This is a genomic window from Paenibacillus sp. FSL R5-0475 (genome assembly GCF_038004585.1).
GTDB lineage: Bacteria > Bacillota > Bacilli > Paenibacillales > Paenibacillaceae > Paenibacillus_AQ.
The window spans coordinates 6,829,500-6,855,781 of the sequence record NZ_JBBORK010000001.1 but is presented as its reverse complement, the minus strand read 5'-3'; the positions used below and the strand labels follow the sequence as shown (position 1 = coordinate 6,855,781).

34 protein-coding genes and 1 pseudogene are annotated in these 26,282 nt (G+C 35.6%); 9 read left to right on the top strand and 26 right to left on the bottom strand.

Going from position 1 to position 26,282, the window contains the following annotated elements:
• Position 1 precedes the first annotated feature (1 nt).
• The 11 genes from MKX41_RS30670 to MKX41_RS30620 are packed head-to-tail and all read right to left on the bottom strand — an operon-like array spanning position 2 to position 4,438.
• On the bottom strand, positions 2 to 169 hold the full coding sequence (locus tag MKX41_RS30670) for a hypothetical protein (RefSeq protein WP_188114690.1): 168 nt from the start codon (positions 167 to 169) through the stop codon (positions 2 to 4).
• The gene (locus tag MKX41_RS30665) at positions 166 to 1,089 is read right to left on the bottom strand and encodes a DnaD domain-containing protein (RefSeq protein WP_340974519.1); all 924 of its coding nucleotides are present in this window, start codon (positions 1,087 to 1,089) and stop codon (positions 166 to 168) included. Before MKX41_RS30665 ends, MKX41_RS30670 begins: the two co-directional genes overlap by 4 nt.
• Positions 1,082 to 1,519, bottom strand: a complete 438-nt coding sequence (locus MKX41_RS30660) for a hypothetical protein (protein WP_340974518.1) — start codon at positions 1,517 to 1,519, stop codon at positions 1,082 to 1,084. Before MKX41_RS30660 ends, MKX41_RS30665 begins: the two co-directional genes overlap by 8 nt.
• A complete protein-coding gene (locus MKX41_RS30655) occupies positions 1,519 to 1,911 on the bottom strand; it encodes a hypothetical protein (protein ID WP_340974517.1) in 393 nt (130 codons plus the stop codon). Before MKX41_RS30655 ends, MKX41_RS30660 begins: the two co-directional genes overlap by 1 nt.
• A complete protein-coding gene (locus tag MKX41_RS30650) occupies positions 1,901 to 2,395 on the bottom strand; it encodes a hypothetical protein (protein WP_340974516.1) in 495 nt (164 codons plus the stop codon). The genes MKX41_RS30655 and MKX41_RS30650 overlap by 11 nt, the downstream gene beginning before the upstream one ends.
• Positions 2,373 to 2,693, bottom strand: coding sequence for a hypothetical protein (locus MKX41_RS30645; RefSeq protein WP_340974515.1), 321 nt, complete (start codon positions 2,691 to 2,693; stop codon positions 2,373 to 2,375). Before MKX41_RS30645 ends, MKX41_RS30650 begins: the two co-directional genes overlap by 23 nt.
• A gap of 25 nt (positions 2,694 to 2,718) precedes the next feature.
• Entirely contained in the window at positions 2,719 to 3,417 is a 699-nt protein-coding gene (locus tag MKX41_RS30640; RefSeq protein WP_340974513.1) for an ORF6C domain-containing protein, read from the bottom strand.
• 6 nt (positions 3,418 to 3,423) lie between these two features.
• Complete coding sequence (locus MKX41_RS30635) at positions 3,424 to 3,699, bottom strand: hypothetical protein (protein WP_340974511.1); 276 nt, start codon at positions 3,697 to 3,699, stop codon at positions 3,424 to 3,426.
• A gap of 4 nt (positions 3,700 to 3,703) precedes the next feature.
• Positions 3,704 to 3,892, bottom strand: coding sequence for a hypothetical protein (locus MKX41_RS30630; RefSeq protein WP_340974510.1), 189 nt, complete (start codon positions 3,890 to 3,892; stop codon positions 3,704 to 3,706).
• A 49-nt stretch (positions 3,893 to 3,941) separates the two neighbouring features.
• A complete protein-coding gene (locus tag MKX41_RS30625; RefSeq protein ID WP_340974509.1) occupies positions 3,942 to 4,172 on the bottom strand; it encodes a helix-turn-helix domain-containing protein in 231 nt (76 codons plus the stop codon).
• A gap of 50 nt (positions 4,173 to 4,222) precedes the next feature.
• Positions 4,223 to 4,438: a helix-turn-helix transcriptional regulator gene (locus tag MKX41_RS30620; RefSeq protein WP_340974508.1), complete on the bottom strand. Its 216-nt coding sequence runs from the start codon at positions 4,436 to 4,438 to the stop codon at positions 4,223 to 4,225.
• A gap of 149 nt (positions 4,439 to 4,587) precedes the next feature.
• On the opposite strand from MKX41_RS30620, the gene MKX41_RS30615 reads away from it, so the two are divergent.
• The 3 genes from MKX41_RS30615 to MKX41_RS30605 all read left to right on the top strand — a co-directional run bounded on the left by MKX41_RS30615 (position 4,588) and on the right by MKX41_RS30605 (position 6,647).
• The gene (locus tag MKX41_RS30615) at positions 4,588 to 4,911 is read left to right on the top strand and encodes a helix-turn-helix transcriptional regulator (protein WP_340974507.1); all 324 of its coding nucleotides are present in this window, start codon (positions 4,588 to 4,590) and stop codon (positions 4,909 to 4,911) included.
• A gap of 12 nt (positions 4,912 to 4,923) precedes the next feature.
• Entirely contained in the window at positions 4,924 to 5,394 is a 471-nt protein-coding gene (locus MKX41_RS30610; protein WP_340974506.1) for an ImmA/IrrE family metallo-endopeptidase, read from the top strand.
• Positions 5,395 to 5,459: 65 nt separating this feature from the next.
• On the top strand, positions 5,460 to 6,647 hold the full coding sequence (locus MKX41_RS30605; protein ID WP_340974505.1) for a tyrosine-type recombinase/integrase: 1,188 nt from the start codon (positions 5,460 to 5,462) through the stop codon (positions 6,645 to 6,647).
• 68 nt (positions 6,648 to 6,715) lie between these two features.
• Here MKX41_RS30605 and MKX41_RS30600 read toward each other — a convergent pair whose 3' ends face one another.
• From MKX41_RS30600 to MKX41_RS30585, 4 genes and pseudogenes are all read right to left on the bottom strand, one after another.
• Entirely contained in the window at positions 6,716 to 7,417 is a 702-nt protein-coding gene (locus tag MKX41_RS30600) for a type II secretion system F family protein (RefSeq protein ID WP_340975131.1), read from the bottom strand.
• A 31-nt stretch (positions 7,418 to 7,448) separates the two neighbouring features.
• A pseudogene (locus MKX41_RS30595) lies at positions 7,449 to 7,850 on the bottom strand (ATPase, T2SS/T4P/T4SS family); the annotation flags it as partial.
• Between the two features lie 103 nt (positions 7,851 to 7,953).
• Entirely contained in the window at positions 7,954 to 9,999 is a 2,046-nt protein-coding gene (locus MKX41_RS30590; protein WP_340974504.1) for a hypothetical protein, read from the bottom strand.
• Positions 10,000 to 10,134: 135 nt separating this feature from the next.
• Positions 10,135 to 10,932, bottom strand: coding sequence for a hypothetical protein (locus tag MKX41_RS30585; protein WP_340974503.1), 798 nt, complete (start codon positions 10,930 to 10,932; stop codon positions 10,135 to 10,137).
• Between the two features lie 121 nt (positions 10,933 to 11,053).
• On the opposite strand from MKX41_RS30585, the gene MKX41_RS30580 reads away from it, so the two are divergent.
• Positions 11,054 to 11,308, top strand: a complete 255-nt coding sequence (locus MKX41_RS30580; protein WP_340974502.1) for a helix-turn-helix domain-containing protein — start codon at positions 11,054 to 11,056, stop codon at positions 11,306 to 11,308.
• A 49-nt stretch (positions 11,309 to 11,357) separates the two neighbouring features.
• On the opposite strand, the gene MKX41_RS30575 is transcribed toward MKX41_RS30580, so the two are convergent.
• From MKX41_RS30575 to MKX41_RS30565, 3 genes are all read right to left on the bottom strand, one after another.
• Positions 11,358 to 11,717, bottom strand: coding sequence for a hypothetical protein (locus tag MKX41_RS30575; protein ID WP_340974501.1), 360 nt, complete (start codon positions 11,715 to 11,717; stop codon positions 11,358 to 11,360).
• A gap of 619 nt (positions 11,718 to 12,336) precedes the next feature.
• A complete protein-coding gene (locus tag MKX41_RS30570) occupies positions 12,337 to 12,603 on the bottom strand; it encodes a hypothetical protein (RefSeq protein ID WP_340974500.1) in 267 nt (88 codons plus the stop codon).
• Between the two features lie 196 nt (positions 12,604 to 12,799).
• On the bottom strand, positions 12,800 to 13,405 hold the full coding sequence (locus MKX41_RS30565; protein ID WP_340974499.1) for a recombinase family protein: 606 nt from the start codon (positions 13,403 to 13,405) through the stop codon (positions 12,800 to 12,802).
• 283 nt (positions 13,406 to 13,688) lie between these two features.
• Here MKX41_RS30565 and MKX41_RS30560 point away from each other — a divergent pair, with 283 nt between their 5' ends.
• Entirely contained in the window at positions 13,689 to 16,844 is a 3,156-nt protein-coding gene (locus MKX41_RS30560; RefSeq protein WP_340974498.1) for a metallophosphoesterase, read from the top strand.
• Between the two features lie 230 nt (positions 16,845 to 17,074).
• Here the strand turns inward: MKX41_RS30560 and MKX41_RS30555 are convergent, their stop codons facing one another.
• The gene (locus MKX41_RS30555; RefSeq protein ID WP_340974497.1) at positions 17,075 to 17,305 is read right to left on the bottom strand and encodes a helix-turn-helix domain-containing protein; all 231 of its coding nucleotides are present in this window, start codon (positions 17,303 to 17,305) and stop codon (positions 17,075 to 17,077) included.
• 161 nt (positions 17,306 to 17,466) lie between these two features.
• On the opposite strand from MKX41_RS30555, the gene MKX41_RS30550 reads away from it, so the two are divergent.
• A complete protein-coding gene (locus tag MKX41_RS30550) occupies positions 17,467 to 17,781 on the top strand; it encodes a hypothetical protein (RefSeq protein WP_340974496.1) in 315 nt (104 codons plus the stop codon).
• Between the two features lie 130 nt (positions 17,782 to 17,911).
• Here the strand turns inward: MKX41_RS30550 and MKX41_RS30545 are convergent, their stop codons facing one another.
• Positions 17,912 to 18,241 carry a hypothetical protein gene (locus tag MKX41_RS30545; protein ID WP_248548431.1) on the bottom strand — a complete coding sequence of 110 codons (330 nt, stop codon included), beginning with the start codon at positions 18,239 to 18,241 and terminating at the stop codon, positions 17,912 to 17,914.
• Between the two features lie 310 nt (positions 18,242 to 18,551).
• On the bottom strand, positions 18,552 to 19,775 hold the full coding sequence (locus MKX41_RS30540; RefSeq protein WP_340974495.1) for a restriction endonuclease: 1,224 nt from the start codon (positions 19,773 to 19,775) through the stop codon (positions 18,552 to 18,554).
• 65 nt (positions 19,776 to 19,840) lie between these two features.
• On the opposite strand from MKX41_RS30540, the gene MKX41_RS30535 reads away from it, so the two are divergent.
• The 3 genes from MKX41_RS30535 (at position 19,841) to MKX41_RS30525 (ending at position 21,906) form a co-directional block, all read left to right on the top strand.
• Complete coding sequence (locus MKX41_RS30535; protein WP_340974494.1) at positions 19,841 to 20,080, top strand: BRO-N domain-containing protein; 240 nt, start codon at positions 19,841 to 19,843, stop codon at positions 20,078 to 20,080.
• Between the two features lie 84 nt (positions 20,081 to 20,164).
• A complete protein-coding gene (locus MKX41_RS30530; protein ID WP_340974493.1) occupies positions 20,165 to 21,343 on the top strand; it encodes a hypothetical protein in 1,179 nt (392 codons plus the stop codon).
• Between the two features lie 203 nt (positions 21,344 to 21,546).
• Positions 21,547 to 21,906 carry a hypothetical protein gene (locus tag MKX41_RS30525; RefSeq protein ID WP_340974492.1) on the top strand — a complete coding sequence of 120 codons (360 nt, stop codon included), beginning with the start codon at positions 21,547 to 21,549 and terminating at the stop codon, positions 21,904 to 21,906.
• 629 nt (positions 21,907 to 22,535) lie between these two features.
• Here the strand turns inward: MKX41_RS30525 and MKX41_RS30520 are convergent.
• From MKX41_RS30520 to MKX41_RS30500, 5 genes are all read right to left on the bottom strand, one after another.
• Positions 22,536 to 23,741: a hypothetical protein gene (locus MKX41_RS30520; RefSeq protein WP_340974491.1), complete on the bottom strand. Its 1,206-nt coding sequence runs from the start codon at positions 23,739 to 23,741 to the stop codon at positions 22,536 to 22,538.
• A gap of 59 nt (positions 23,742 to 23,800) precedes the next feature.
• The gene (locus MKX41_RS30515; RefSeq protein WP_340974490.1) at positions 23,801 to 24,001 is read right to left on the bottom strand and encodes a hypothetical protein; all 201 of its coding nucleotides are present in this window, start codon (positions 23,999 to 24,001) and stop codon (positions 23,801 to 23,803) included.
• Between the two features lie 107 nt (positions 24,002 to 24,108).
• Positions 24,109 to 24,579, bottom strand: a complete 471-nt coding sequence (locus MKX41_RS30510) for a hypothetical protein (RefSeq protein WP_340974489.1) — start codon at positions 24,577 to 24,579, stop codon at positions 24,109 to 24,111.
• Positions 24,580 to 24,607: 28 nt separating this feature from the next.
• Positions 24,608 to 25,342, bottom strand: coding sequence for a hypothetical protein (locus tag MKX41_RS30505; RefSeq protein WP_340974488.1), 735 nt, complete (start codon positions 25,340 to 25,342; stop codon positions 24,608 to 24,610).
• Positions 25,339 to 25,956 (bottom strand): hypothetical protein, encoded by a 618-nt coding sequence (locus MKX41_RS30500; protein WP_340975130.1) that lies wholly within the window; start codon positions 25,954 to 25,956, stop codon positions 25,339 to 25,341. The genes MKX41_RS30505 and MKX41_RS30500 overlap by 4 nt, the downstream gene beginning before the upstream one ends.
• Positions 25,957 to 26,282 lie beyond the last annotated feature (326 nt).

The following is a 26,282-nucleotide window of genomic DNA, read 5'->3' as shown; positions in this document are numbered from 1 at the left end:
GTCACCACACTTTTTCACGTTTGCGATCGACGAGCAGCATTATAAGTTTTTTTATTTTTTCTCGAGCTATGAGTTCTTTAGTAGCGTGGATCCGTATGTCATAGTCCAGAGAATCATTGTTAATTATCTGTTGAAGCTCTGTGTCAGTCTTCCAGTTTAGAAAGTTCATCGATTTTTTTCCTCCTCAGCTCGTTTTCTTTTTTCAAGAAGTTCAGCCATTGACCTCTCATGAAGTTCGATTTCCTCTTGAGTAGGAGGAGCAACAGGGTTCTTAGTAATTTCAATTTGTGGTTTCCCACTTTGTCCACCACGACCATTCCTATATCCATTACTAGAAGTATTGCTTCGTATATCCTTTTCCTTTGTCCATGGCTCGTCTATGCCTTCGGCTTTCCAGTTTTTCAATGTGCCTCCTACATAATTCAAACTACGCTTTCCAGCCAAAACAGCCTTCTTCATAGCCTCACAAAGCCACCGTTCGCTATAGTCCTTTATGAAATCATTGATTTGATCCTTTATCACATCACTGATAGTTCCGAAGCCCTCTGCTTCAAACATTCGATATGCATCAGATACAGTTGGAAGAGGACCACCATCAAAGAGATATTCGTCTTCAGCGTTGTTGAGCGAAAGCTCAACGGCTGGTTCTATTCTTTTCCGTTCTTGTTCCTCTTCTCTTCTGTTCTCTTCAGTTCTATTAAGTTCAGTTCTATTAAGTTCAGAGGGAATTTCTTGGACATTCCCGGAAATTCCCGGAAATTCAGGAAACTTGGAGTTTGTTCGTTTATGCAATCCTTGCTGATGCTTCTCAAATTGAATAATCTGAACAAACTGTTCACCATCAACTTCATACCAATGAATAAGTCCATGATTCTTTAAGCGCTGTAAAGATTCAGCTATTTCTTGTTTGGTTTTATCCAACATTGGAACAATAAGACCTTTCACTTTTCCTGGAGAACCGCCCAAGCGTCCAAAATCATCTGTATGAGGTATCATCCAAGTAAATAGGAGCATATCAAAAATATCTGGCAGCTCATTTACTTTCTCCGAAATAGATATTACTTTTGAAATCATTCTCTTTTCAGCCATCTTCAACGCTTCCTTTACTTTCCATGATGTTCTTTTCATTTCCGGGAAATTCCCGGAAAGGCTGACCTCCATCCGATAAAGCGCAATCCGCACTGCAATAGTGCCTTTTTTTGAACATTATCTTTTCATGACCATCTAGTATTTTATTTTCACAATCAGGATGTGAACATTCCCAAGGGATTTTTAATCGTCTTGGATTGCGCGGACTTCCTGCTTTATTTGACTCGACAGGTTTATCCTCATAATCTAGGCCAACTGACTTCCTATCCACGATCTTTAGACGTTTACGTTTTTTCTCAATCTCTGCCTGTATTGCTAAAGATGTTTTACCGTTAAGGCGTATATGATTAGCTTGACTACGGTATAACTCATTCAAATCTTTGCGAAGTTGTTTACGTTCCACTGGATCGAATTGCTTTGCTTTAGCCATCAATCCCCACCTCCTAGCGTGTTCATATCATGCCGCACTCTCAACCGTAGCTCATAGATATACTCCCGTAATGATGTGAACTCATTTTTCCACATCATCTTTTCTTGCATGGCATCCGCCTCCAACATGCGGAATTCCTCTATAGCTAACTCACCAGCTGATTCCTTATCGCCGCGACCAGCTGACTTTCTAGCCTTTGCATATGCCGCCTTGCGTGCTGCATATATCCGTAGATATTCTCCGTCTCTGACGGCTGACACGCGCCCCATCAGCATATGCGCAGCCGTCAGGAGCCTTATCTTTTCAAGGATTGCTCCTGGGGCGTCTGCGTTATATTCATCTGCTTGGGCACGAAATTTTTTGATATCGATAATGTATTGGTCAATGTCCATTATCTTTAGCCATCTTCAGGGCAAAACAGCTATAGTCGCAAAGAAAATGTCCACCTCTTACCTGTAGGATTTCATAATCTTTTGCAGGTATCACCCCTCCGCACCCCGCGCAAACTACTGATTTCCATATCGACGTTCTTGTAGGTTCCTCCAACTTCAAGAGCCTTTCTAGTTTACGTCGCAGAATACTTTCTGGAGTTTGTTGGAAAACAGCTAGATGTTGGGTATGAAAAAATAGTTCATCGATTCTTTTCTTTACCTTCTTATTTTTTTGAGCATGTACTAAAACTAATGTTTCTCCGTCATCAAATGAGTATTTTTGAAAATCAACGTGTTTATCAACCTGACTTGAATACACTCTAACGACTGCATCAAATTGAGTGAATGCTTTAATCTCAACGGTTGATACAGCTTTTGTAATAGGTTCTTTGATCCAGACCGAGAAAATGCGAGTTTTTCTTTCAAGAGGCTGTGACGTTAACATTGCATTCACCTCCATCGCGTGGTAAACTATGCGTAATTATATTTGTAATGTGCGTGACTGGCTCTCCGGCTCCTACCCCGGTGGGCCGTTTTTCATTTAATCGAGTCTTCCGGAACTCATTCAAGGCCATATCATCCCAAACTTGCAGCAGCTGATTCTGACACTCACGCCGATATCGAGCAGCAAAAAGATAGATATTGAAATCAACCTCTCCACCCCGTAATAACGCATCATCCTCAACTGTCTTCCAAAACACAACTTCTTCGCGGAGATCCGCAGCTATCATATGCTTGTCCATAAGATCCCTCCTTTTCTTGATAAATTCAGAACAGCATTTGACCGTTTGCTTGTTCAATCTGTCTCATTAGGTTATTTGGTGGATTCCAAATCGGAACGTATTGAATCGCGCGATCGTAATCCTTAATGAATGTGTTGTTATACGAGTTAATCCCAAAGAACTCTGTAAATTCGTTCCATAGTGCCGAATAAACTTGTGTCCGAATGCTGCTATCCTTATAGGCTACTGATTTCTTACCGCCTACAATTTCTAAAACTCGTTTGTTCCCTGCCTTTTTTAGTGTTCTTTGCTGCCCGTAATCAATCGTTGTGCGGTTTTCTAAATGCTCTACCCGATCTTCCATTTCTTTAGTTCGAATATCCAGCATTAGAATTGCTTGTAATTCTTTACTAGCTCCAGCGAATGGATTCTTGAACTTCTCTTCCATTGCTTCGAACTTGGTAACATATGCAGCTGTGAAGAGTATTCCTTTTTCGCCAGTCATTTTATTGGCAACCATGTCACAGCCTTTACGAGTAAGTTCAAAACAATCGTAATTCTTGTTGTTGCCCTCCACCTTGTAAATGCTCGGAATGAAGAAATCCTGAGAACGAAATTCTGCGTTTTCTAAAACTTGGATATATCCTGAGATACTTCTAAGCAAATCACTGTGTCTGACGTCCGTCATTACTGCTACTTCTCGGCTGTTAATTGTAACTGGAGCCTGAACAATTTGTTTATGCATGAATCGCTACCTCCCTTTACTCCTAGCTGATCTCCTATCCTTCGCGTTAATGGAGTCGCTAGGGTATCCGATATTTAACCGCTGAACTGGCGTATGTCCTTCTAAATTCTTGTTTGCGGCTTGAGGATCATAACCGATACTTTGCGGTTTACCGAATCTCCCAAACAGTTCTTTGCGCTCCATTCCATGAGCAGTGCGACAATGATTTACTGTGATTACATCACCTGTATGACCGCAATTGGGATAAGGGCATCTGACTGTACTGCAAATGATTACTGTCACTTAACTAAACCTCCTTACCTTCACCTAAAGAAGTTATATACTTTACTTCTAAGTCATCTATAAGTGCTATCATTTCTGGATGATCCATCCAATAACAACGAACGCGATCTATAAAATCCTGTAATTGCTCTGGTGTACAACCACGATTAAAGCAATTTTGGAATACTTTATTTAAGTCATCTTTATTTTTCATTTCAAGAGACTCCTGTTTAATATTTTTTGAGGTTATAAATAATGAAATGTTAACTGTTAATTGAAGTCTGCTGTGTAGCTAACCGGTTCTCAGCCTCTTTAGCCTCTATCCAAGCAATTAGAACCTCTTTACGAATTCTGCGAGTATTTCCCACCTTGTAGCTATCCAACCCTTGCCTTAAACACCATTCCCGGGCTGTTTTTGTACAAACACCTTGACTATCTGCCAGTTCTCGAATTGTCATAGTGTCGGAATAATCATCCAAATACAACTTTCTCAAAAAACCACATCCTCTTTAAGTTGTTTTATCCACTTAAAGTGGATACGAAGTCAAAAAAAATCAATTTCATCTACTCCCCTCCCCACCGCTTTAGCAAACATCTTTGCCTGCCCTACCATCATCGTATCAGGGTCTCTCTCCCACTTCATAATCGTATGTCTATGCACTCCTGTTTTTACAGCTAAATCCTGTTGGGTTAGTCCACTTATTAGCCTAGCTTGCTTAGGGGTTAACCTCATATGGAGTATGTTTGGCTTATCTTCCAATTTCGGCACCTCCTTTCTCGGTGATATTGCCATAGTATTCCACTCTAAGTAGATTGTCAATACCAATTTACCACAATATTCAACCTTTAAGTTGATTTTCATCGACATATATTGTATACTCATGACAATATATAGAGCGGAGTGATGACGTGGGTATCGCTGAAAACATTAAAATTATTCGAGAAAGATATGGACTCACACAACAAGACTTAGCTGAGATTGCAGATGTAACAAATAGAGCCGTTTCAGCATGGGAAACCGGCGTCAAAGAACCTCGTATGGGTGCAATCGAAAAAATCGCAAAACGTTTCAATCTCAAAAAAAGTAATATCATCGAGGATGGTGGTATGGATTTGGTGGGAGATGAACTTCCTGATACGATCGCTGCCCACTTTGATGGCGAAGATTACACGGAAGAAGAGCTCCAGGAGATTTTGAAATATGCAAAATACATTAAATCAATACGTAAATAAAGGGTGAAGTCAATGTTTGAAGGTTTGTTACTAGAAGCAGAATCTGAAGGCATAGAAGTAATAAATCATTCCTTCAAAAACTTAAACCTTAAAGGTTTATATGTTGACGGTGTTATCATCCTAAACCCAGCGGCAATTCATACAACTGCGGAAAAAAATTGTATTCTTGCAGAAGAAATCGGGCATCACCATAGTTCTTTCGGTAATATACTTGATCAAAAAAATATCGTTAAGCGAAAGCAAGAATACTATGGAAAAAAATGGGCATATCAAAAATTGGTACCTTTAACTTCTTTTGTATCTGCATTTAATGCTGGTGTCAGAAATCGATTTGAATTCGCAGAACATCTCGGTATTACAGAAAGATTTCTTGATAATGCAATTTCTTATTACATAGAAAAACACGGGCTTTACCATAGCTTTGATGGAAAACATCTAATCTATTTCGATCCTTTAGGTGTAGCATTAATGTTTGAAGATTAATTGTAGATTTTTAATACTGTTAAGGCTTTTAAAACGAAATATCTCGTGAAGGAGGTGAAAACTAGATGATAAAGAAGTACCCTAAAGTTAGATCAAGAAATGGATTATTCACCTACCGTTACGATGTAACAGATCCAACTACTGGTAAACGTGTTCAAAAAGAAACTATCAGTTACCCTACAGCTAAAAAGGCCTATGAGGCAGGTCTGATTATAGAACACAAACTAAGAACTGGTGGATATATTGATGAAACTAACCTAACAATCTCTGAATGGGCTGATAAATGGATTGAAATTTACAAAGTATCAGGTCGAGTAAAGCCTCGGACGGTTGATATTCGAAGAGAAAGCCTTCAAAGAATCAAAAATAAAATTGGTGGCATTAAATTACGCGACTTAAGCACACTACAATACCAAACGATGCTTAATGATTTAAAAGATCAAGGATACTCTTACAGCACCATATCTCTTGCACATGTTGCTGTTCAATTAATGTACAAAACAGCTTTACAGTTAGAAGTAATTGAAACAGACCCTACAGAGCGAGCTGAAATGCCCGTATTTGAGATAACTGTTCAAGAATTAGAGAACGGAGGAGAGTTGCCTAAATACCTAGAAAAAGAAGAATTAGGATTATTTTTAAGAACTGCTATGGGTGAAGGTGATGTACAAAGATTCCACGCTCTATTTACCTTGTCTTATACCGGGCTGCGAATCGGTGAATTATGTGCTTTAAAAACGTCAGATATAGATTATGTCAATAAAAAAATATCAATAACTAAAACCTTGTACCATCCAGAAGGAATAGAAAAATATATCCTCGGTACACCTAAAACTAAATCTTCTATTCGAAAAGTTGACATTGGAGATTCAGTGATAAAGATATTAAAAAAACAAGAAGCTTGGCGCAATGAGTTTAAAATGTCCCGCCGTCACGAATATTACGAAAAAGAAGAATTCGTTTTTGTGAATGACCGAAAATTGCCAGGAATGCCCATCTCTCCAATAAGATTAGCTGAATATATGAAGAAAATAATCCGTGAAGCTAATTTACCAGAAACTATAACTCCCCACTCACTTCGACACACATACACCAGTTTAATGGCTGAAGCTGGAGTGGAACTTCCTGCGATCCAAAAGCTATTAGGTCATAAGAAAAATCAGATCACGGAAGTAGTGTACCTTCATGTAACAAAATCAAAACGACGAGAAGCCGTTGATAAACTCGATGCTCTGATGGATGGTTTAATATGATTTGTGGGTAAATCGTGGGTATACAATTCACAAAACACAACAACAGCAAGACTTTTTACGTCCTTCGATTATATGGGCTGCATATAGTCTCCTGCAGTCAAACTCATAAAGATCACCATAATTAGTGGAGATATTAACAGCGCTTTCGCTTCGAATTTCTTCTGTGAAATGCTTACAGTAATATCTTGCTGAATATCCAGCTTCTCTCCAATAATCGTAGACGTACGGCGCACTACTTCTACCAGATCACCGCCTGTACGTTTACATACAGTGAACACGTCAGCGAACCGCTCAATATCTTCCATTCCTGCTCTTTCACTGAAATCCCGAAGCGCTTCCTCCACTGGCTGACCGTATTCCATACGCGTACAGATAATATTTAGCTCCGAGATCATATCGCCGCCCCCCTCCGGGTCCAGCATACGTAAGTCTTGGACCGCTTCCCGGAAAGCATTCTCAACCGCTCGCCCTGCTGACAGTGAGGAAGACAATGAAAATAACGTCTGTTTAAACTGTAAATTAAGCATACTCCGGCGTCTTTTCAGCAAATAATTACGCAGCATACGAGGTGCATACAGCCCACCTGGCATAAGTAGTAACGACAGTATCCAATGATGATAAAAAAGATATCCCACTCCAAACAGCAGCAAACCACCTACTGCAATAGCCAGAGTTTTCTGTACCAAGGTCAACTCGTATACCGTATAATCCGGCAATAATGAATGGCCTCTGGAATCAGCTTTCTTAGGCTTTTCAGCAGCAAACTTAATCTTAAGCACTACCTCTTCCCCCTTTAAGAATTCAGAATCCAGCCTGTGATAACGGATAGGAGGTTACACCAGCCATTCTAAGCTTTGCTGTATGCATAAGCGGGTTTGCGCAAGAAACCAGCCCTCCTTGTACCCGGCCCTCTCGTTCACCGGACTCTCGAAATTCATATAGAGGGTTCAAGACCACTTCTCCATCTTTCAGGCCTGCAACCTCACTAATCTCCATCACTCGCCTAGAACGATCACGGAGCCTGGATAAGTGTACGAATATATCAATCGCCGATGAGATCTGCTGACGAACAACCGTTACTGGCAGGTCCGCAGCACTTAACACCATCGTCTCCAGTCGACTGACCATATCGTGCGCGCTGTTACTATGCCCTGTTGACAAGCTTCCATCGTGTCCAGTGTTCATCGCCTGTAGCATGTTTATAAAATAGGTTAATAAATACTTTGGACAAATAAAAAAGCTCCCTTTCAAGTAGTGAACTTTGACTCATTAATAGACAAAGTTCACTACTTGAACGAAGCTCTTTTTACATTTTTGAATCCCAAGGGTATTTAAATTGAAATATTTTGCTCCATGATTCACCGCATGAAATATTATGGTAAATCGAATCAATAATGTCTATATAACTATCTGACTTAGTATTCTTGACGCTATTAATTATAATTAAATATTCAACATATTTAAATTCAAGGATTTTATTATGCATTGAATACATAAGAGATAGAGTCTCTAAAAATGAATTTATTTGATTTTTTCCAGGTACTGAATACTTCAGTGCAGCGTAACAACCTTTTTTATGTTCATAAAAACTTAGTACTGTGTCTAGAACACTATTTGAAATACAATGATAATTATCTAAATTGAAAAATTTATAATTAAAATTTGAAATTACTGGTTTTAATTCCTTTATTCTATTTTCTTTTTCACTTGTTTCGATATCAGAAATCAGAAAGTTGTTTATGTTTTTATCATCAGAAGGTTTGAAAACCTCATTCTCGTATAGATGAATTATACTTTGTGAATTATCTATTTCATGTAGTAAAGCATTCAGAAGTAAAGTTTTGTTAGTACTTACATCGCCAATTATTAAACTATTACCTTTATCTAAAATAATTTTTTTCAGTATAGTTTCTAGTTCATCATTTTCATCACTGTCTTCCATATCATCCCTAAATCCGATACTTTTATTTATATATTCGCATAATGAAATCCCAGATCTATTACTTCTTTCGATTTGTATAAATGGATTTTTGCTATGTAACAAGTTTGAAAAAGATTTATTTTTAATAATTGCTAATTCAATGCCTGTATTACTTTCTTTCTTATTCTTTTCAATAAACACCTTTATTTTCTGTATATCATATAAATTATTATTTTCCATAGGCAACACTTGTCCATTATTACTTGTTATAAAAAGCTTACATTCATGCACATCTATAGTAGTAATATCTTTTGTTATTATGTAACCTATAAAATCTAAACCCTCACAGTACCAGAAAAACCTCTCTAAAAAAGATTGTAGCTCAATGTTATCTGTAAACTTTATTTTCTTCTCCTCAACCCATTCTTTTACAAACATTGGATCGTATTTCTTCTGTTTTGAACTGTATTCAATGAAAAGTATTCTTTCTTCATTATAATCAGCAATTAATTCTTCAATTTTCAGTTCTTCCAGTTCATCTAAAAGCTTTTTCATAACTATATCAGTTGAATATTTATCAACATATTTCTCGTAATTACCTATTATAGCTTTTAATTTTTCTATAGTAATCTTCTTATAGTCCTGATAATCAATTTCCTTTAATGTTCTTCTGTCTATCGAATTATTTCGAACACAAGTTTCGTAAAATTCGTCTGCTAATTTATGAGTAATAGGTAACAATACACTTTCCTCTATTTGGTAGTCTGTTTGGGTTTTGATAAAATTCCGCAACGATATAACCGCTTTTAGCTTTAAATTCTCATATGAATCTAATTGATCTTTATTTTCAAATATAAATTCAATTTTTTTTGCAAATTGAGAAATATCAATATCCTCATTAATAAACAAGTAATTTTCTATTACTTTGTCTTCATTATTCATAACTTTTAGAATTTCCTTCAATGCCTTTTTTTTATTTAGATTATGCACTTCCATATATTTTTCGAAATTTTTTTTATATTTTTCTATATTACTTACACAATATCTCAATAAACAATTTTTTATGTATTCAATTTTCTTTTCCAAACTCCAGTCTTTATAAAAACCAGCCTTATTTATTGAAGAATTGGTAGTAAAACTCAACTTCTCACTGTCTGCATTATTCAAGTAAAAATTGTAAATTGTTTTAATAATCTCTTCATGATTTTCTGAGAATTCCCTTTTATAAAATTTAACTTCCCAGGATTTTTTTGTACCATCTTCAAAAAAACAACCAATGTCTGCCCCACACTCTAGTCCCACAGAGTCACCATTATGGGTAAGGGTAGTTACGAGCTCCACAGCTTTGTAAACTTGTATATGATACCCAGCTATACTTCCAAAAGCATCAGTATTTTTAATCACAACGTCATCTTTTAAAGATCCACACATCAACATAAACCCCTTCCATTCCATTTATACAAATGAAATATCACTAATATCCAATAATATTATACCACTTTGATATAATTTTCCTTATAAACACAAAAAAGTCAAGAATTTTACCCTTGACTTTTTTGGCTTAATTTAGTGACTCCAATTCACTTTTTGAACCTCCGCCATGTTGCCTTGACCCTCTTCATACCTATTACTAGGAATTTTAGATACTGTAGTTACATGAATATCTTTGGATTTCAAAGATTCAAATAAATCCTTGAAACTATCTCTATGGAAATACAAGTACCAACTGTCTGATCCATCGTCAGGAATTACCCTAGCACAAAAATATTTAGCTTCAATATCGCTACCAAACCCATAATTATAATAATCATTAATGGTAGCTGTTCCTTCCACAACGAAGTCCTTATCCAAATTATTTTTCATGTCATACTGGACGTCCTTAGCTTTTAGTCGATGCTCATCTTGGTAGGCTTTTTTGTATGAGTACCCCTCAGGTTTATCTTCCGCTGCGTCCAACTTTTTACTTATTCCATTCGCATAATCGTCCTTCAGATTCTTCTTATTTAACATCCCTTCACCAATAATACTTACAACAGCTTTTCTCGCCTCTTTAAAATTCTTCACTCCATTTTCATACCCATAGTATTCTTCAAACTTCCCAACTACCATATTACGTACATTATTAGTTAGTTCTTGCTCATTCGTATTTTGATCTTTTAAATATTTTAATTTCCCTGCATCCGCCATTAAATCGACTAAATCAATATCACCATCTACCTCTTTGAACTGATCCGCCATGATTGCGTATTGGATACTCTCATTCCATATATCTTGACTGATGTCAGCTGGCTTTTCTTTCATTTGAGATGAGCACCCTGATATTAATACTACACAAAAAAATAAACCTAATATTACCTTTCTCACTTTTACCCCTCCATAAGTTCTATTTAAATAATTATATTCTATAATATTCCTATTTGTCGAGTATACCAGACATTAAAAGCGTTCAATATTTCGGATAATAGGTGTAAAAGGAGTCTTTCCTTTGCCACTTGAAGCTGTATTCGGAAAAGTTATAAAAAGTCTTCGTATTAACAAGAATATTACCCAAGCCCAACTCGCTGCAGATAGCACATTGGAACGTAGCTATATTTCAGAACTTGAAAACGGAAAATACCAACCTACTCTGACTAGCTTGTTTGATATTGCAAAAGGACTAGGTATGAACCCTTCTGATTTAGTGAGACTCGTGGAGATAGAATTTGAAAGACAGAATCAATCTAATCGGACACAATACTAAATAAAAAGGCATTCGGATGATTTATCCAAATGCCTTCTCTCCCATCTTTTTATGGTAAGAAAAACGAAGCTGCTTTTTTATAAAACTCTTTCTCCCATTCTGTTGTGCGGACAAATAATAGAATAGAGCCTACGAAGATTGCTCCTATTCCAGTTTCTACTTCACCTACAAATTTAAACATATCCACGCTCAAATCCACCATCCCAGATACTGAAGTTTTAAGATGCCTTTCAGCATCAAAGTTAGAAAATGATTCAGGGTTATTGATTACTTTAATAGCTGGTTCCGTTATATAACTCATAGTATTGTCCGCTGTCACTTTTAGATCCCTACCGTCAATATACAGAAACAAACCGATTACTATCATTATCAAAGCAATAATTCTTCTTGGGGTTAATTGTTTGTCCATTTCTATTCCTCCATTAATAAAGTTAACTATACCTACGTTACGAACAATATTTATCCAGCGTTTCAATATGTTATCAATTTTTAAATTCATAGACCTTCGTCGCTTTACCTTTTAGCAGAGTAATATTACTACGTGGATAGTAACATCCTTGCATCGTTCTAATTGTTTCCTCGTTAAAACTAGCGATTAAGCATCTCTCCTCTAATTCACCATTCACCCAAATCTCTAAAATCTGTTGCTGTTCTTTACATCGTAGCAACTCGTTATTGCTCGTAATCTTCTGACCTATCATTTTTATCACTCCTTCCTTACAAACGAAAAAAAAGCACATACTAAATCAAAGACTAAACGTCTAAGAATTAGCAGTGCTTCTGCGTTTGGTAGTATATTGAGTTTTTATAATCATTTCTTAACTATACTATATCAGAAGAGAATATAATTGTAAATATAACCCATGTAATATATTACATCTGCGCCGCCCTGAAGAGCCCCCTACCTTACGAGTTATCAAAATTTTTTTAGAAGTTTTAACTATCCCCCCTCTCATTCTTAAAATTTAAAAAAGTCTTCATTATGAAGACTCCAACACTAAAATATGCTTTAGATTTTTCTATTATTATTAAATAGTCATACCCTTCTGCCACACACCCTCTATGAATTTCTCTCTTGTTCCATCAAACTTAGCCCCAATTTCTCTATAAATAATATCCTTTAACTTCCCTTTTTTCGGTATCCAAATTCCATTTACTGCGTAGTAGTAAACGTTCCAACCTTTAGATGACCGTGTAGATTTAATGCGTATAGATCGTGCTTCATGTTCTAAAATAAATTCAACTTCATCATTCATTTGAGAGGTTTTCCCTATGCTGATGTTTTGGATTTCCATGTATTCCGCCACCTTTATGTTAGTAACGGATGATGGTTGTTGCCTGAACTTCTTAATAAGTTATCACCAAGCCGTCATATTAATAAATTCTGCATTCGTAATGGGTTTCCTTCTCCTCAAGTATCGTTATATGAGTTTCCAATAGTTTGTTTTATTTGTTTCATCTTTCAGTTAGTATAATAAGTAGTCTAAAACTTTATTTTACATTTTCGTAGTCGCTTACTCTTCTATAGAACGTATTCGGCTTCATTTCTACTCTTTTCATTGCTTCAACAGCGGTGATCCCACCCGACTTCCACTCGTTATATACAACTATAAATTCTTCGTTGATCTCTTTCTTTGGTCTTCCAAACTTGACTCCTTGGCTCAAGGCAACTTCTATTCCTTCGGCTTGTCTTTGTTTCGTCTTTTTTCGTTCCTGCTCAGCCACATAGCTAAGTAGACTCAAAAATTGATCTTCCATCAATCTCCCCAAGTCACCCATGTTCTTAAACTTACGACTATCAAATAGCGTTTCATTTTCAAGTACAACAATATCCGCATTGACTTCACGTGTGATGTACTTCCATTCACGAATGATTCCTTCGTAATCTCTTCCTAATCTATCCAATGCATCTATGTATATTAGATCACCCTCACGGATCACAAGTCGTAATGCTTGATATTGTGGTCGGTCAAAATCTTTACCGCTTGCCTTGTCGATGAATGTATATCGCTCCTCGATACCCAACTCCTTCATCTTATTGATTTGGCGTTGGGTATTTTGATCTTTGGTGGAGACTCGCACATAGCCAATCTTCATTTCATCATCCTCCTTGACACATATAATATGTCAATAAGTATATCATTAATATGAAACATTTCAAATATATTAATTATACATTTTGAAACACATCTGATGATGGATAATGTATCGGTTCAAAATGTATAGGATTTGAAAGACATAATAATATTTATCGAAAAAATCCCCAAAAAGGGTAATATTCATAAACTATAAATTATATTCCTTGTATCCCTACTAATATTAATTTATTCTATTAATATCCATCTTATGATATTCAAAAAATTTCCAAGGAGTTGTTGACGTGTTAAGATTTGTGCATTTATCAGATTTCCATCTCTCTGATAACAAAGTCGATTTCGAAAATTATTGCATGAAACCTTTAATTAACGATTTAGTTGAGTTAAATACTGAAAAAAACATCGATTTTATTCTATACACTGGAGATTTGGTCGATAAAGGAGGAAAAGGATTTGGCTGGGATATTGAATTCGCCTTTTACTCATTTGAAGATACCGTAATAACACCTATTCTTAATGCCTTGAGTTTGCCCAAGGACAGGTTCCTTTTTGTTCCAGGTAATCACGATATTAATAAGAAATTAGATTCAAAATTACTAGAGTCTGGGCTGTACAATCTTTTAACAACTGTAGAAGAAGTTAATGCATATATAGATGAAAACAAACTTGAGGGTTCCCAGCGTATAAAACAATTCAAAAATTTTGAAAGAGAATATTTTGAAGGAACACAACATAGTATTTCTAACTTTGTATCAACCTATAAATACTCTATTAATAACATTAAGATTGGCATTAGTTGTTTCAATTCCGCATGGCGATGTTGGGAGAGTCAAGAGGATAAGGGTCGTATACTTGTTGGTGAGCGACAAGTACTTATTGGTACTAATTCAATTAATGATTGTGATCTTAAAATTGCAATGATTCATCACCCCTTTGATTGGCTAGCTCCTTTTGAAAAAAAGATTATTGAACAAAAAATTTCAAGATCATACAACGTTATGTTTTGTGGGCATGTTCATGAAGGTGAAAGTTCTTACAGAACCTCAATGGCTGGAAATCTATTCATATCTGTTGCTCCCTCAAATTTAGGTGAGAACGTAAGAACTAATGACCGTACATTTTCAAATGGTTACTCAATACTTGACTACACCTCAGATCAAATAATCTTAAGCAATCGTAGGTATAATCATACAAAGGAGAGTTTTGACCCAAACACAGATGCAGGTGACAAAGAAGGCAAAGTAATTTATGGACTTCCTAATAAAAGTGCCTTAAGTTTTGCGCAAAAAAAAAATGATTTATGTGAACTAATTAGAGAGGAGCGACTGATTCAGATCGATGAACATTTACTTAGTTATCGTACTAACACAAAAGCTCCAAAGAAAATCCATGAGCTTTTTGTCCTACCCCATTTAACCCATCCAAGAACCAATGAAAAACTGAAAGAACAAAAAAAAGAGAATGAAAAAATTTATGATTTAAAAGATATCTGTACAAATAATGCTAGCATTATATTAGTAGGTGACAAAGAATCAGGAAAAACTATACTTTTAGATAAATTATTGGTAGATTTTATTGATAATGAAACTATCTATAATAAAATACCTATCTTAATCAATTTAGATGAATCCCCAAACTCTAGATTTGAGACTGATATTTCTAGATTTTTAGGAATATCTGTACGTGAAGTAAGTGAAATTCTTGATCATCAAGAAATTGTACTTTTACTCGATAATATTACTCCCACTTACAGAAAAACTCATAAACTAAAACGTTTAGAGGAATTTATTACCGAAAATTCGAAAGTCCAGATAATAGCCACTGCTAATTCGCTAATTGCATCTGACTTACCTATAGAATTAAAGGATTTTCCAGTACTCAGTAAATTTACTGTAGTTCAAATCAATCCCTTTAAATCTAAACAAATCAGAAATTTAATTCAGAATTGGTTCTCGAAAAATGAAACTTATAATAATTATGAAAATCTAGATGATATGATTAAAATTTTAAGTAAATTGAACATTCCAAGCACTCCCCTAGCAGTATCAATGTTTTTAAGTATTATTGAATTCCAACCTAACTATACTCCTATCAATAATGCTACTATGCTTGAAAATTTCATAGAAATCCTTTTCGAAAAACATAACCCTCAAGAAATTTATTCTGAAAAATTCGACTATAGAAATAAACAAAGATTACTAGCAGAAATTGCATACATAATGTACGAAAATGACTTAACAAATTACAGATTAGAAAGAATCCAAATCATTCAATTTATTGACGAATATTTAAGATCTCGAAAATTCCAGTTTAAAGCAGAAGAATTATTAAAAGAATTTGAAGAAGTAGGTATTTTTATAGATGAATTTGACAGTGGAGTTTACTATTTAAGTTTTAGATTCAATTGTTTCTTCAAATATTTTTTAATGAAAAATATGGATTTCAACCCTCCCTTCAAAGAATTAGTACTTTCAGAGGAGAGCTACTTAAATTTCGAAGATGAAATTGAGTATTATACTGGATTAAAAAGAGATGAGGAAACCATTTTAACTGATGTTATGGATCGAATGATTCTAAAATTTAATAGTCTAACTGAGAATGTGCCTCAACTAAAAGACTTAGATCAAATTTTTCAATCTAAATCTTATCTAGTTAATAATTTGGATCAAGAAATGATTCAGTCCTTGTCAGAGAAAGAAAAACCTACAAATGATGAAGTCGATATAATTAACGATAGAAAACTAGAAGTCGGAGCTACGAAAGAAGTTGGAATTCAGAAGAAAGAAGAAAAACGATCTTTTTATAAAGATTTGGAGATATGTTGGACAATAGTTGCAAAAGTTCTAAAAAACACAGAAGAAACTACCAATGGAAATTTGAAATCTCAAGCATACCAGAGCTTATTAAAATGCACTTCAATTTATATCGCTCTAGCCAAGATACTGGTTTCTGAATATAGTGAGGAGCTTCAGCTTGAAAATATGGAGTATTTACTTAATTTACTTCCTTTTGCACAACAAGTTAGCGTTTCTAATTTAGTAGGTTCATCTAAATTAGAAATTGTTATGGAAGATGATATTAAGGAAAAACTCTATTCAAAAAATCTTTCATTCTCTGAACTCGAAGTGTTTTTATCTATTTTCATTTTTGCAGATTTAAAAAAAACAGAGCATATAAAATATATTAGGGACTTTATGAATAAATCTAAGAATAAATTTATTAAAGACAACATCTTATTCAAACTAATAAATTACTATTTCACAAAAAAAACACACGATCAACAATATTTAAACCTTCTAGGTGAGCTGACAATAATGGAGCAAACAAGCAATAATTTCATGAAAGTAAATCTCAAAAATAAAATTATGCTTGATTATAAGATGCGAAAAGAACAGAAAATAAGACAAGGAGAAGTTGATGGTTTGGGTTTCGACAGTTAAGATTTATCATATAGATAAAACTTGAATTTTATCTATTCAGGTGAGTCAACCATATTCCATATTCTTCGCCGAATCTACAGATTCCTTGGAGAACGCAAAATTGCACTCTGCCGCTGAATTGCTAACGTAAGAGTGCAATTTTTTTTTGAGTTTTCAACATTTTCATTTTTCAAAATAAGACAGGTTAACGTGAATCTATAACACTATCGCGCGGTTGAACACTACAAGCCCTAAATATCCCCCTTAACTACTTCCACCTTCTCCAATTGCATGAGCACTGAAATATCTTCTATCTCCAATGCTGCCGCTATTCGCTCAATAATACCAATGTTGAGTTCCTTGAATTTGTTATTACATAGATTAGATATCTTAGCTTGCGTCACATTAGATATCTTGGACAACTGAACCTGAGTCATTTTTCTTTCAGTAAGGATATCCTGAAGCTTAATCCTTAATTTCATATGTTTCCCCCCTATTTTTTTGGAAAATATGCAGTTGACATTATACCGATATCGGTATAATGTAGCAGCCAGCCCTAGTATACATTCTTATTTATCTACACGCAAAGTTTAGTAATATAGCCGATACATATGGGGCAACACTTGGAATGGGGGATTAAATAATGATAAATATCGAAACTAAATTAGACATGACGATCACATTTTCTAATGTAAAAACAGCTTATGCCTATGAGGGCTCTGTAAAGGAAATTCTCCACAACGGAGCATGGATCAAGACTAAGAAACTAACTATCACATTCAACAAACAGGAAGCTCAACAACATGAAAACTATCGTTTAGCTAATAGCGATGAAGTATTATGGTGGGCAGGGGCAAGCGGTTGTGATATGCCTGAGACAATAGAGTGCGGGGATGGACTCTTTCAATGGATTGAGCCTAGGTATGACATCGTGGAGAGCGGATTGTTTAAGATATAACGCAAACGATTAATAGCCCTCCTACACATATTAGGTGTAGAAGGGCTATCTTTCGCTTTACTAAATCTAGAATACTATTTCATCACCTGTCTTACTCTTCTTGAAAGGGGTGCTATACTTTGTTTTACTACTAATTATCATCTTTTACTTTAAGGTAGGTAGCACCATAATCAACGATAGCCATTGTTTCAGCAGTTGTCTTTGTAGCGTCATACGCTACTTCATCTTGATTAAATTGTGATACAGACAGTTGCTTCTTTTCATACTTTCCATCTTCCGTATAAATTACATCGGGATGTTCTAAACGATCAGCAACATACTTTGGAACATTAGCTTCTACCGTATCAGTTGCAGGTTTGTTAACGTTATTCTCAGCAGCAAGAACGTTTACTGTTCCCATAAAAATGCATGAACTCACTAGAAGTGTAGCCAGCCCTATTAATATTGGTCTGACGCGCAATTTTCACACCTCCTTTCAGTCTAGCCGATAGTATAACCATTCTCTGATACTTTAACCAGTACCAGTATGGTTTCCAATTAACAAGAATAATGGATTTGAAGCGGTTCCTTGAGGAACATTAGTAATCGTAATTGTTTCTGCTGGACTAGAAATGTTCCCTACTACTTTTGCTACATCTGATTGGTTTGTTCCATGCCTCTTGAGGAGTTTTGATTACCTAATTAAAATTATGTTAGTAGCATTATTGCTGCATTTCCGTACGTGTTCATTAGCTTTTACGCTCACTTCAAGTATTGTATTGAATCAAAAATCATAAAGTGGCTGCGGTACTTAGGGAATTTCCTAACATCTTAATCAACTCTGAACGATCAATTAGCTTAACATCTGCCTTGTCAGCAAGCTCATATGCTGATTTTGTAAACGTTGACGTTGTAATAACCCAAGCTTCATTGCAATCATACATAATTCTTCCCGAAATCGCCTCTTGGATTGCTTTATTCCCTACGCTTTGTTTACCATACCTTTTGGCTTGAATTGCGATTCTTCTATTACCAATTTCAATTATTAAATCAGCTCCATGATCACCACTTGTGGCAGTTGTTTTCACCATAAACCCTTTATGAATAAAATATGTTGCCAGTCTTTGTTCAAATTGTATACCTGACATCTTATCAATTTCATTGATTCCACTAGCATTACGAACTCTTATTCTTTCACGAGCCTCATCAGCTTCTTTATCCATTCGATCAATTAACGCTAATGTTCTGGTGATATCATCACTTTCACGATTAAACTCATCCACAGCTTTCGAAGCTTTTGTACTAGCAGTCGTAGTTTCCCTATCATATACGTATCTAATATATAACGTGGCACCAAAAAAGCTTACAACGATCCAGGAAATTGTATCTGGTGTCAGTTGCACTAAATCAAAAAACCAAATAATTAGTACTACCCAAAAAAATATACCGAGGCTCTTACCAAAGCTCTCCAACCAAGAGCCGTATTTAACTTCCTTAACGAATCCAATTGCCCTTTCTTTGAAGCAATTGTCACACACATCAAGATAATACTTTTGTGGTGAATAGTGTGTTAAATGAACTACCTTCTTGTACTCATACTGCCAACCTTTAATTTCTTCGGGATCGTATTTAAGTTCTGTTCCTTCAGGTATAGGTTGGTGTTGATATCTTATTTTCACAGGTAACGCACAACATCTGCATATACCAGGTATTGTTTTCAATGTCTCTTTAACCTTTACTATAGTTTCATCCTCAACATGACGCTTTGTGTTTTTGTTATTCTCAGACTTCTGGAAACAATCTTCACAAATCCCTTCCTCAATTCCATAACGAACTCCATGTTTACACTTTTTCAAAACTTGTCGATCTATGAAAAATTTTATCCAACCAATAAGGAGTAACCCTAAGAATATTATAGCCAAAGGGAGTAATACAAAGTTTATAATACGTTCAGGGAATATAACTCCTAATTCAATAAGTATTAGCTTTATACCTCTTCCAATGACCACTCCCACTGCATTACCTCCTTTTAATAGCTTTTTGTTCCAATATGTAAGAACTGCGATGATTATCATGAACCATGAATGATGTATGTGGAGTTTTAGGGATTGATCAAGTTGCAGGAATTAAACGAAGATTAGACGATGAGGTGATTACAAATCACCTCATGTCCGATTCTCTAGGTAGAATGCAAAATACAGCAATTGTCAACGAAGATGGATTGTACGATGTGATTTTAGATTCCAAGAAACCAGAAGCAAAGAGTTTCCGTAAATGGATTACTAATGAGGTTATTCCTTCGAATTCTGCTAATATATGACTTCTTGTATTCCACAAATCAACAAATATAGTTATAATGACCTATACATATACTACCATAATACAAGTTGATAGGAGTACGGCAATGCCTTTTTTCATTGAACATAGAGAAAAAATCAATCTGGTTCCATATCAACTTCATGAAAAAGAGCAATATTTTAGTGATCTCTCCAACATTGAAGGTAGTTGGACAGGTCGTATTGATGCCCAAATTGCTAATACCTTCATTCATGAAGCTGTACAACTAATCGTTAATTCGATATCTGTTTATGAAATGGGTTATTTTGATTGTGCCTATTATTCCTTGAGGCAGTCTATAGAAATTTCAACCTCTATGGTCTATCTAATGGAATTGGAAACTGAGAAACGTGAAGAAGAATTGAAGAAATGGAAGGCTCAAAGTACATTTCCAATGTTTAATCAGATGATAAAGTTCTTGAACACAAATGGAAATGTTTTTGCCGACATGAGAAATCAAATGGTTAGTTACTTCGTAGAGCTTCAAAGTGTAAAAGAACACCTTAACAAGATAGTCCACAAGTTAGGCTTCAATACCTTTTACGTTTCACGAAATCATGCTTTAAATCAAAATAAAGACAAGACAAGGTTCCACAGTGAATTTACGAAACTTACTGAAAAAAGCATTGGAGCTATAGCTGTACTCAGACTTGCTATCGACCCACTTCCAGTGTTACTTATGGATGAAGAAATTTATACAAGAACTGGAGATATGTTGACTGAGCCATACTCCCAAGAATTTGTAGAAAGATACATTGGTTTGGAGAATATTGAAGCTTACAAACATACCGAGTTCTACTCTTCTCATTATCAATCCTTTATGGAAAACGAAAAAATGTTACCTTCAGTAATTGATGTAGTTAAGAACCAATACATTGATAGAGAAATGTTTGAAGAAATACTTACTCAAGTTGATTTACTGGGTTATATAGATTTTCTCGTGGTATTATGTTTCCAACTTTCTGATAAAATTTCAGTTATTTACTCTTATGATGGTCTCAAAATTCACTTTTCCAACATCAAGTCAATTCGAAGCAAGTTTGGCTTTAGTTCTCTTAAATTCAAAGAGATCAAAGAATCAGGTAATCATTTTAACATTACATATGAAGAAGCATTCTTATCTTATGTAAATGCAAACGGAGAGGATTTATTCCTTGAACACAATGAACCTTTCAGTGAAGATGAGTTTGATTATATCGCTAAAGTACTTAAAGACTTAACTACGTACCCTGAAAAAGAAAATTGATAGTTTAAGATAAGATATATTATTTTGAAATTATTAACATTTCCAAACGCTCGAAACTCAGAATTTTATTTAACTACATCAGAGCACTATCCATAGAATTCAAAATCTCATACAAGGCACAGCCTACGTTAAGTGAGTTTTCTACCAACGTAAATTAGCTCTAAATACATTTTAGAACTGGACTAAGTGGGGGATGACAGAGAATGGGTATAGCAATAACTAACCAAATGATTGAAGTTTCTTATGATAATGCAAAAAAGGTATATCATAAACAAATCGAACTTGGTAAAGCCCTTGATGCAATTGTTGCAGCCACAGGGATGGGACGTGGCTCAGCACTTGCCTATGTTCATGACTTTAGTCAAATGATGCAAGGAAATGAATATCATCGAACAATGAATACTAGGGCGACTGAGTATTTCTTATTAAACATTCTAAATGATTATGGGAAAGAATATTTTGTCAATGCATTACAGGCTGCAAAGGCTCACACGGAGTATTATGCTAAACAAGGCAAAGGATCTCTCAGGGCAATAGAAGAATTAGTTCAACGATTATCTTAAAGAAGCCCTCTACCGTTCTTATAAGCTTAAACTTGTCTTTGATATGAGTGAAGCTGGACTGGATAGTGATCCTGAAATCGAATCTGAGACAACTAGATTGTTTCAACCACGCCGTAACACTCGTATCAGTGCTGTCGCCACGAAGGAATAGAAAATAAAGGTAAGTGACTTCCTTTAAACAGTTTATTAAAATGCTGACACTTGAGAAATTGAATACACTAAGGTCGAGTCAAGCTAAGTGTAGATGCTAGAGTGCCAACGGCACGACAGGAGCGAAGCGACAGGGTTTTAAGGTCTTGACCTTCAGGGAGCGTAAGCGAGAATAAACCAAACCCTCCCCGAAGGGGTTTCTAGGTAAGTTTTTTTCTTTCTCTTAGTTCTTTTGTTTATACTGTATAAATCGATGTCATTATTGACCAAAAATTATACTCACTTGAGTATAAAACGTAGTTAAATTCGACATGAATTTATACTTAAAAAAATAAATTCTTGTCAGATTTAACTCAAAACTATACTCAGATAATCAATCGAACCATTACGCACACAGCACACATCACATGTCTCTTGTGAATTAACAATATAAAGTAGCCAAAACTACTCTAGTTCTACTATCAGCAAGTTCCATTAGATTAACTTGCTATTTCATCTTCCCTTAATGAAGATGCTGACTCTTCCAGTTGCTGTTTCTTTGCTTCTGCTTCCTTGGCTTCTCGATTTGCTTTAGAATGGGCATAACGTGCGTCATAATCATCATCAGCTATGAGGTCTTCAGGATTAACATAGCATTTACTCATTTCTTCAGCTATCTTAATAGCTGAAGTCTCCTTGTCACGCCTCGATTTCTCCTTATTGCCTAAGTCGATAAGTTCTTTACGTTTTCCTGGCTTTGACTCATTCATTTTGTCTAATCGCTTATTTACATGGTCTAAAGTAACTTTGCATTTTGTAGTCACGAATACGTACATGTCGTAAGCATCTAAGTAAACGCTCCTGTCTGGGTTGAATAGGTTTGTTTCATGAACGCGTTCATCCGTAACATTTTCCATTGCTTCAGCAGAAGACAAGTGACGATTCACTTCTTTAGCCAAAGTTTCTTCCCTCTCATTAGTATCAGTATTTTTCTCACGCTTTTGACGCTCTTTTTCGCTCACTACGGAAAACTGATTAGTTTCACGTTTTGGCTTGCCATAGACGTCTTGATACATCGCACCACGTTTTTTATCCACTAGGTTTAGTTCATCAAGTTCCTTGATCAACTTCACTGCTGTTGCATGAGATACTCCCATTGCTTTTTCCCATTCATCAAGTGAGATGCGGTATTTGCCCTCAAAATCATCATGATCACGAAACATACGCCATTCAGCATAGATCATTGCTCTAAAGTGCCTAGCATTGTTTTTACATGCGTCAAACATTTCCTGAGTTACCTTTTGATAACCTCTATGCTTGTAATTGTCGCTAAGAACTTCGTCCAAGACGTGGGAACTATCTAAGTCCACCATGCTAATCGTAAGCAGCGTATCATACTCAAACGATTCTTCATCGAAGGTAATCTTAATCCAACTTCTATCATGCAAGACCAACAACAGGCGCTTGATCTCTTTCCTGTTGTCGCTCTCCTTGGTCTTGATTGGAAATTGCTTACTAAGCGTCACAACCGTTGTTTCAAAACTTCCCCAAGTCCAATAGTTTTGCGACATCTTTCCTAGAATGAAATATAGTATGAAAGCATTTTCATCTTTCTGCACGACAAATAAACCTTCATGTGCGTAGGCGTTCATCTTCATTGGAAACCCTACATATTGTTCTTGCTTTGTCTCTGGATTTTTGTACATTTTAATCACATCTCCTTATAATTTAACACGAATATAATTTAACACTGCGTCCTTAAACTTTATTGTTCATTAACTCCATAATGGCGCTGACTGAACTCCACCAATGCTTTATTCAATTCTTCAGTTCGTTTGAACTGCCAAAATTTCTGCATCGTCTTCTCATGAAGCCCTGAACAAATAAAACTAAACTCTCTATCCATGCGTAGAAACTTGAATAGCTTCATGCTATAGCAATAAAAAAACTCATTTTCTGAAAACATGTCTTACCTCCTTTCATAAATATCCAAACAAAAAAAGCTCCGTTCACTTCACGGAAACATGTTGGAGTTACTATTAATTCATATAGACTCTCACACAATCGACTTGATTAGCATACTGCTTTATCTCTCGAGACGTTTATGTATTGTGGCAACATCCTAATGTTACCTTTTTCATAACCAAGTTCAGGATTGATCCTGTCCAATGTGGGACGATACTTATAAATATTATTATTTGCGACATATACATCCGTTTGTGCAATCCATTCATTCCTGAATGTTTCGTCATTCCACAACGCTTCCAAAAGGCTTCTTGCATTGTCAAAGCTGCATCTAACGTTCTCATAACCTTTACGCTTATAAGTGGGCTTTCCTCTCTCGAAAGCCGCATAGCATGATTCTCTTAATAAATACATCGAAAGATTTTTTTCTTTCAACATCTTTGTTTGTTCTTTTTGATATTCGCTTTTACACTTCTTGCAGTAGTTACCCTTCCCATCCTTTGTATTGGATTGATTATAAAAATCACCTAACGGAAAAGACAGATCACATCTATTACATACCTTTATACTCTCTTTCATTAATATTCTCCTTTATATATTTGATAAATCATCCAAACGTTGCAACTACGCCGATTACGGTAGCACCAGAAAAATCCACCTTACCTCTAAACAAAGTGCTACTATACAAAGCAGCTTCCACAATTATAGAACCTTGTGCAGTAGTGAGAGATAGATCACCCGCTACCTGCTGTAAGCCCCCTCGATATTGATCTTTGTAATAAAAGTCAAGAGAAGAAAAGTTCCCAGAATCAATGACTACTCCATTCTTTTCATTCAACTCGTTTCTCGAAACTAAGCCATTCTTAGACAATTCTATTCTGCTTGCGGCTGAATCCGCAGTTCTAATTAGACCACCTGTAATTATAGAACCATCAATTGTGCCTTTAAAAGTACCATCTAATGCGGTCAGCTTCCCATCCATCGTTACCTTGAAGGGCGCATTAGAAAACGAAGCGTTACCTAAGTAAACTCCATTAGAATCCGCTTTCAAAACGTTATTGCCACTACCTATGGCAATTGTCCCACCGTAAATATTTGGCGATTCGATTGTTGTTTGAGTAATCTTCGTAGCGGAAATATAGCTTGGGAGAGTTGGAATTTGAGGTTGATTTGTAACTTGCGTCCAACTTATAGTTGCTTCTGGCGACATGAACACATTTCTACCAAGCTGAAGATTATCAATCCCCCTCAATGTTCTAGCTTTACTTCCACCGTTATACGTCGCATAGGTCGTACCGCTAGAATTACTAGTTATATCATTTAAATTCATTGCGACATTCATTTTGTGACCTCCAGTACATATTCCTTAGTTCCTACCTCAGATATTACATGTATGCTAATATCTCCCCCCACACTTTGTTCTTGCTCGCCTATAATCTTATAAGTATTCAGAACGCTCTCTATTGGATTCTGAGGATTGAAATGCTTTGGTAGGTAGATTAACGCCTTATCCTGTCCAATCCCTCTTGCAGACATCGCAGATCCGACTGTAATGCGAGGATCAAATCCACTTCTATGGCAATACTCGATCATGCCGCATTCTCCTTTATCTATGTCATAAAAAGCTAACACAGTAGCCAAACATGCTCCATCTGGCATTAAATCGTAGTAGGTTGGATAATCTATAAGGAATTGTTGATGAACTCTCAAAGATTCCCTCTCTACGATTATTGTAATCTGTTCAATCGATGTTGACTCATTGACTTGCTTTACTACCAGTGAACGTAACATTTCGCAATAATCTTGTACTCCAGAACAGAACATTGATACGTGATTGGTAAGCTTAGTTAGCTTCCTATGGCAATCGCTTACAATTTCACTAGCTTTGGTGATACGTCCATCACCGCATATTATTACGAATTTTTCTGGATTATTAATGGCAATACATAAACTCATCTTCCTCAACTCATTTCTCTAGGATATATTTTTTATATAGCTCGATTTTTCCTGCGTCCATACCAGTACGATTATTCTCGTAATTGCTTAGATGAGCTTTATGACAATTAAGTAGTGCAGCTATTTCCCGTAGCCTAATTCTCTTCGATAAACGGAGTAATCTTAATTCTTCTCTTTCAGACATTTTCATATCTCCTTTCATTTTTAAACAGCACAAGGCTAGGAGATATAAATATCCCCATAAATTAAAAAAACAGAAAAGGTCCAATAGGACACTTCCTGTCTCTCACCATACTAGTATTATATCATAAAATCATTTATATGTC

What these genes read in the sequence shown, in the direction of transcription:
- MKX41_RS30650 (WP_340974516.1), bottom strand. Translation starts at nt 2,395, where the DNA reads ATGTTAACGTCACAGCCTCTTGAAAGAAAAACTCGCATTTTCTCGGTC.
- MKX41_RS30645 (WP_340974515.1), bottom strand. Translation starts at nt 2,693, where the DNA reads ATGGACAAGCATATGATAGCTGCGGATCTCCGCGAAGAAGTTGTGTTT.
- MKX41_RS30670 (WP_188114690.1), bottom strand. Translation starts at nt 169, where the DNA reads ATGAACTTTCTAAACTGGAAGACTGACACAGAGCTTCAACAGATAATT.
- MKX41_RS30660 (WP_340974518.1), bottom strand. Translation starts at nt 1,519, where the DNA reads ATGGCTAAAGCAAAGCAATTCGATCCAGTGGAACGTAAACAACTTCGC.
- MKX41_RS30565 (WP_340974499.1), bottom strand. Translation starts at nt 13,405, where the DNA reads ATGAAGATTGGCTATGTGCGAGTCTCCACCAAAGATCAAAATACCCAA.
- MKX41_RS30525 (WP_340974492.1), top strand. Translation starts at nt 21,547, where the DNA reads ATGGGTATAGCAATAACTAACCAAATGATTGAAGTTTCTTATGATAAT.
- MKX41_RS30630 (WP_340974510.1), bottom strand. Translation starts at nt 3,892, where the DNA reads ATGAAAAATAAAGATGACTTAAATAAAGTATTCCAAAATTGCTTTAAT.
- MKX41_RS30575 (WP_340974501.1), bottom strand. Translation starts at nt 11,717, where the DNA reads ATGGACAAACAATTAACCCCAAGAAGAATTATTGCTTTGATAATGATA.
- MKX41_RS30590 (WP_340974504.1), bottom strand. Translation starts at nt 9,999, where the DNA reads ATGTGTGGATCTTTAAAAGATGACGTTGTGATTAAAAATACTGATGCT.
- MKX41_RS30530 (WP_340974493.1), top strand. Translation starts at nt 20,165, where the DNA reads ATGCCTTTTTTCATTGAACATAGAGAAAAAATCAATCTGGTTCCATAT.
- MKX41_RS30500 (WP_340975130.1), bottom strand. Translation starts at nt 25,956, where the DNA reads ATGAGTTTATGTATTGCCATTAATAATCCAGAAAAATTCGTAATAATA.
- MKX41_RS30535 (WP_340974494.1), top strand. Translation starts at nt 19,841, where the DNA reads ATGAATGATGTATGTGGAGTTTTAGGGATTGATCAAGTTGCAGGAATT.
- MKX41_RS30605 (WP_340974505.1), top strand. Translation starts at nt 5,460, where the DNA reads ATGATAAAGAAGTACCCTAAAGTTAGATCAAGAAATGGATTATTCACC.
- MKX41_RS30610 (WP_340974506.1), top strand. Translation starts at nt 4,924, where the DNA reads ATGTTTGAAGGTTTGTTACTAGAAGCAGAATCTGAAGGCATAGAAGTA.
- MKX41_RS30515 (WP_340974490.1), bottom strand. Translation starts at nt 24,001, where the DNA reads ATGTTTTCAGAAAATGAGTTTTTTTATTGCTATAGCATGAAGCTATTC.
- MKX41_RS30640 (WP_340974513.1), bottom strand. Translation starts at nt 3,417, where the DNA reads ATGCATAAACAAATTGTTCAGGCTCCAGTTACAATTAACAGCCGAGAA.
- MKX41_RS30510 (WP_340974489.1), bottom strand. Translation starts at nt 24,579, where the DNA reads ATGAAAGAGAGTATAAAGGTATGTAATAGATGTGATCTGTCTTTTCCG.
- MKX41_RS30505 (WP_340974488.1), bottom strand. Translation starts at nt 25,342, where the DNA reads ATGAATGTCGCAATGAATTTAAATGATATAACTAGTAATTCTAGCGGT.
- MKX41_RS30555 (WP_340974497.1), bottom strand. Translation starts at nt 17,305, where the DNA reads ATGAAATTAAGGATTAAGCTTCAGGATATCCTTACTGAAAGAAAAATG.
- MKX41_RS30655 (WP_340974517.1), bottom strand. Translation starts at nt 1,911, where the DNA reads ATGGACATTGACCAATACATTATCGATATCAAAAAATTTCGTGCCCAA.
- MKX41_RS30550 (WP_340974496.1), top strand. Translation starts at nt 17,467, where the DNA reads ATGATAAATATCGAAACTAAATTAGACATGACGATCACATTTTCTAAT.
- MKX41_RS30570 (WP_340974500.1), bottom strand. Translation starts at nt 12,603, where the DNA reads ATGGAAATCCAAAACATCAGCATAGGGAAAACCTCTCAAATGAATGAT.
- MKX41_RS30665 (WP_340974519.1), bottom strand. Translation starts at nt 1,089, where the DNA reads ATGGCTGAAAAGAGAATGATTTCAAAAGTAATATCTATTTCGGAGAAA.
- MKX41_RS30520 (WP_340974491.1), bottom strand. Translation starts at nt 23,741, where the DNA reads ATGTACAAAAATCCAGAGACAAAGCAAGAACAATATGTAGGGTTTCCA.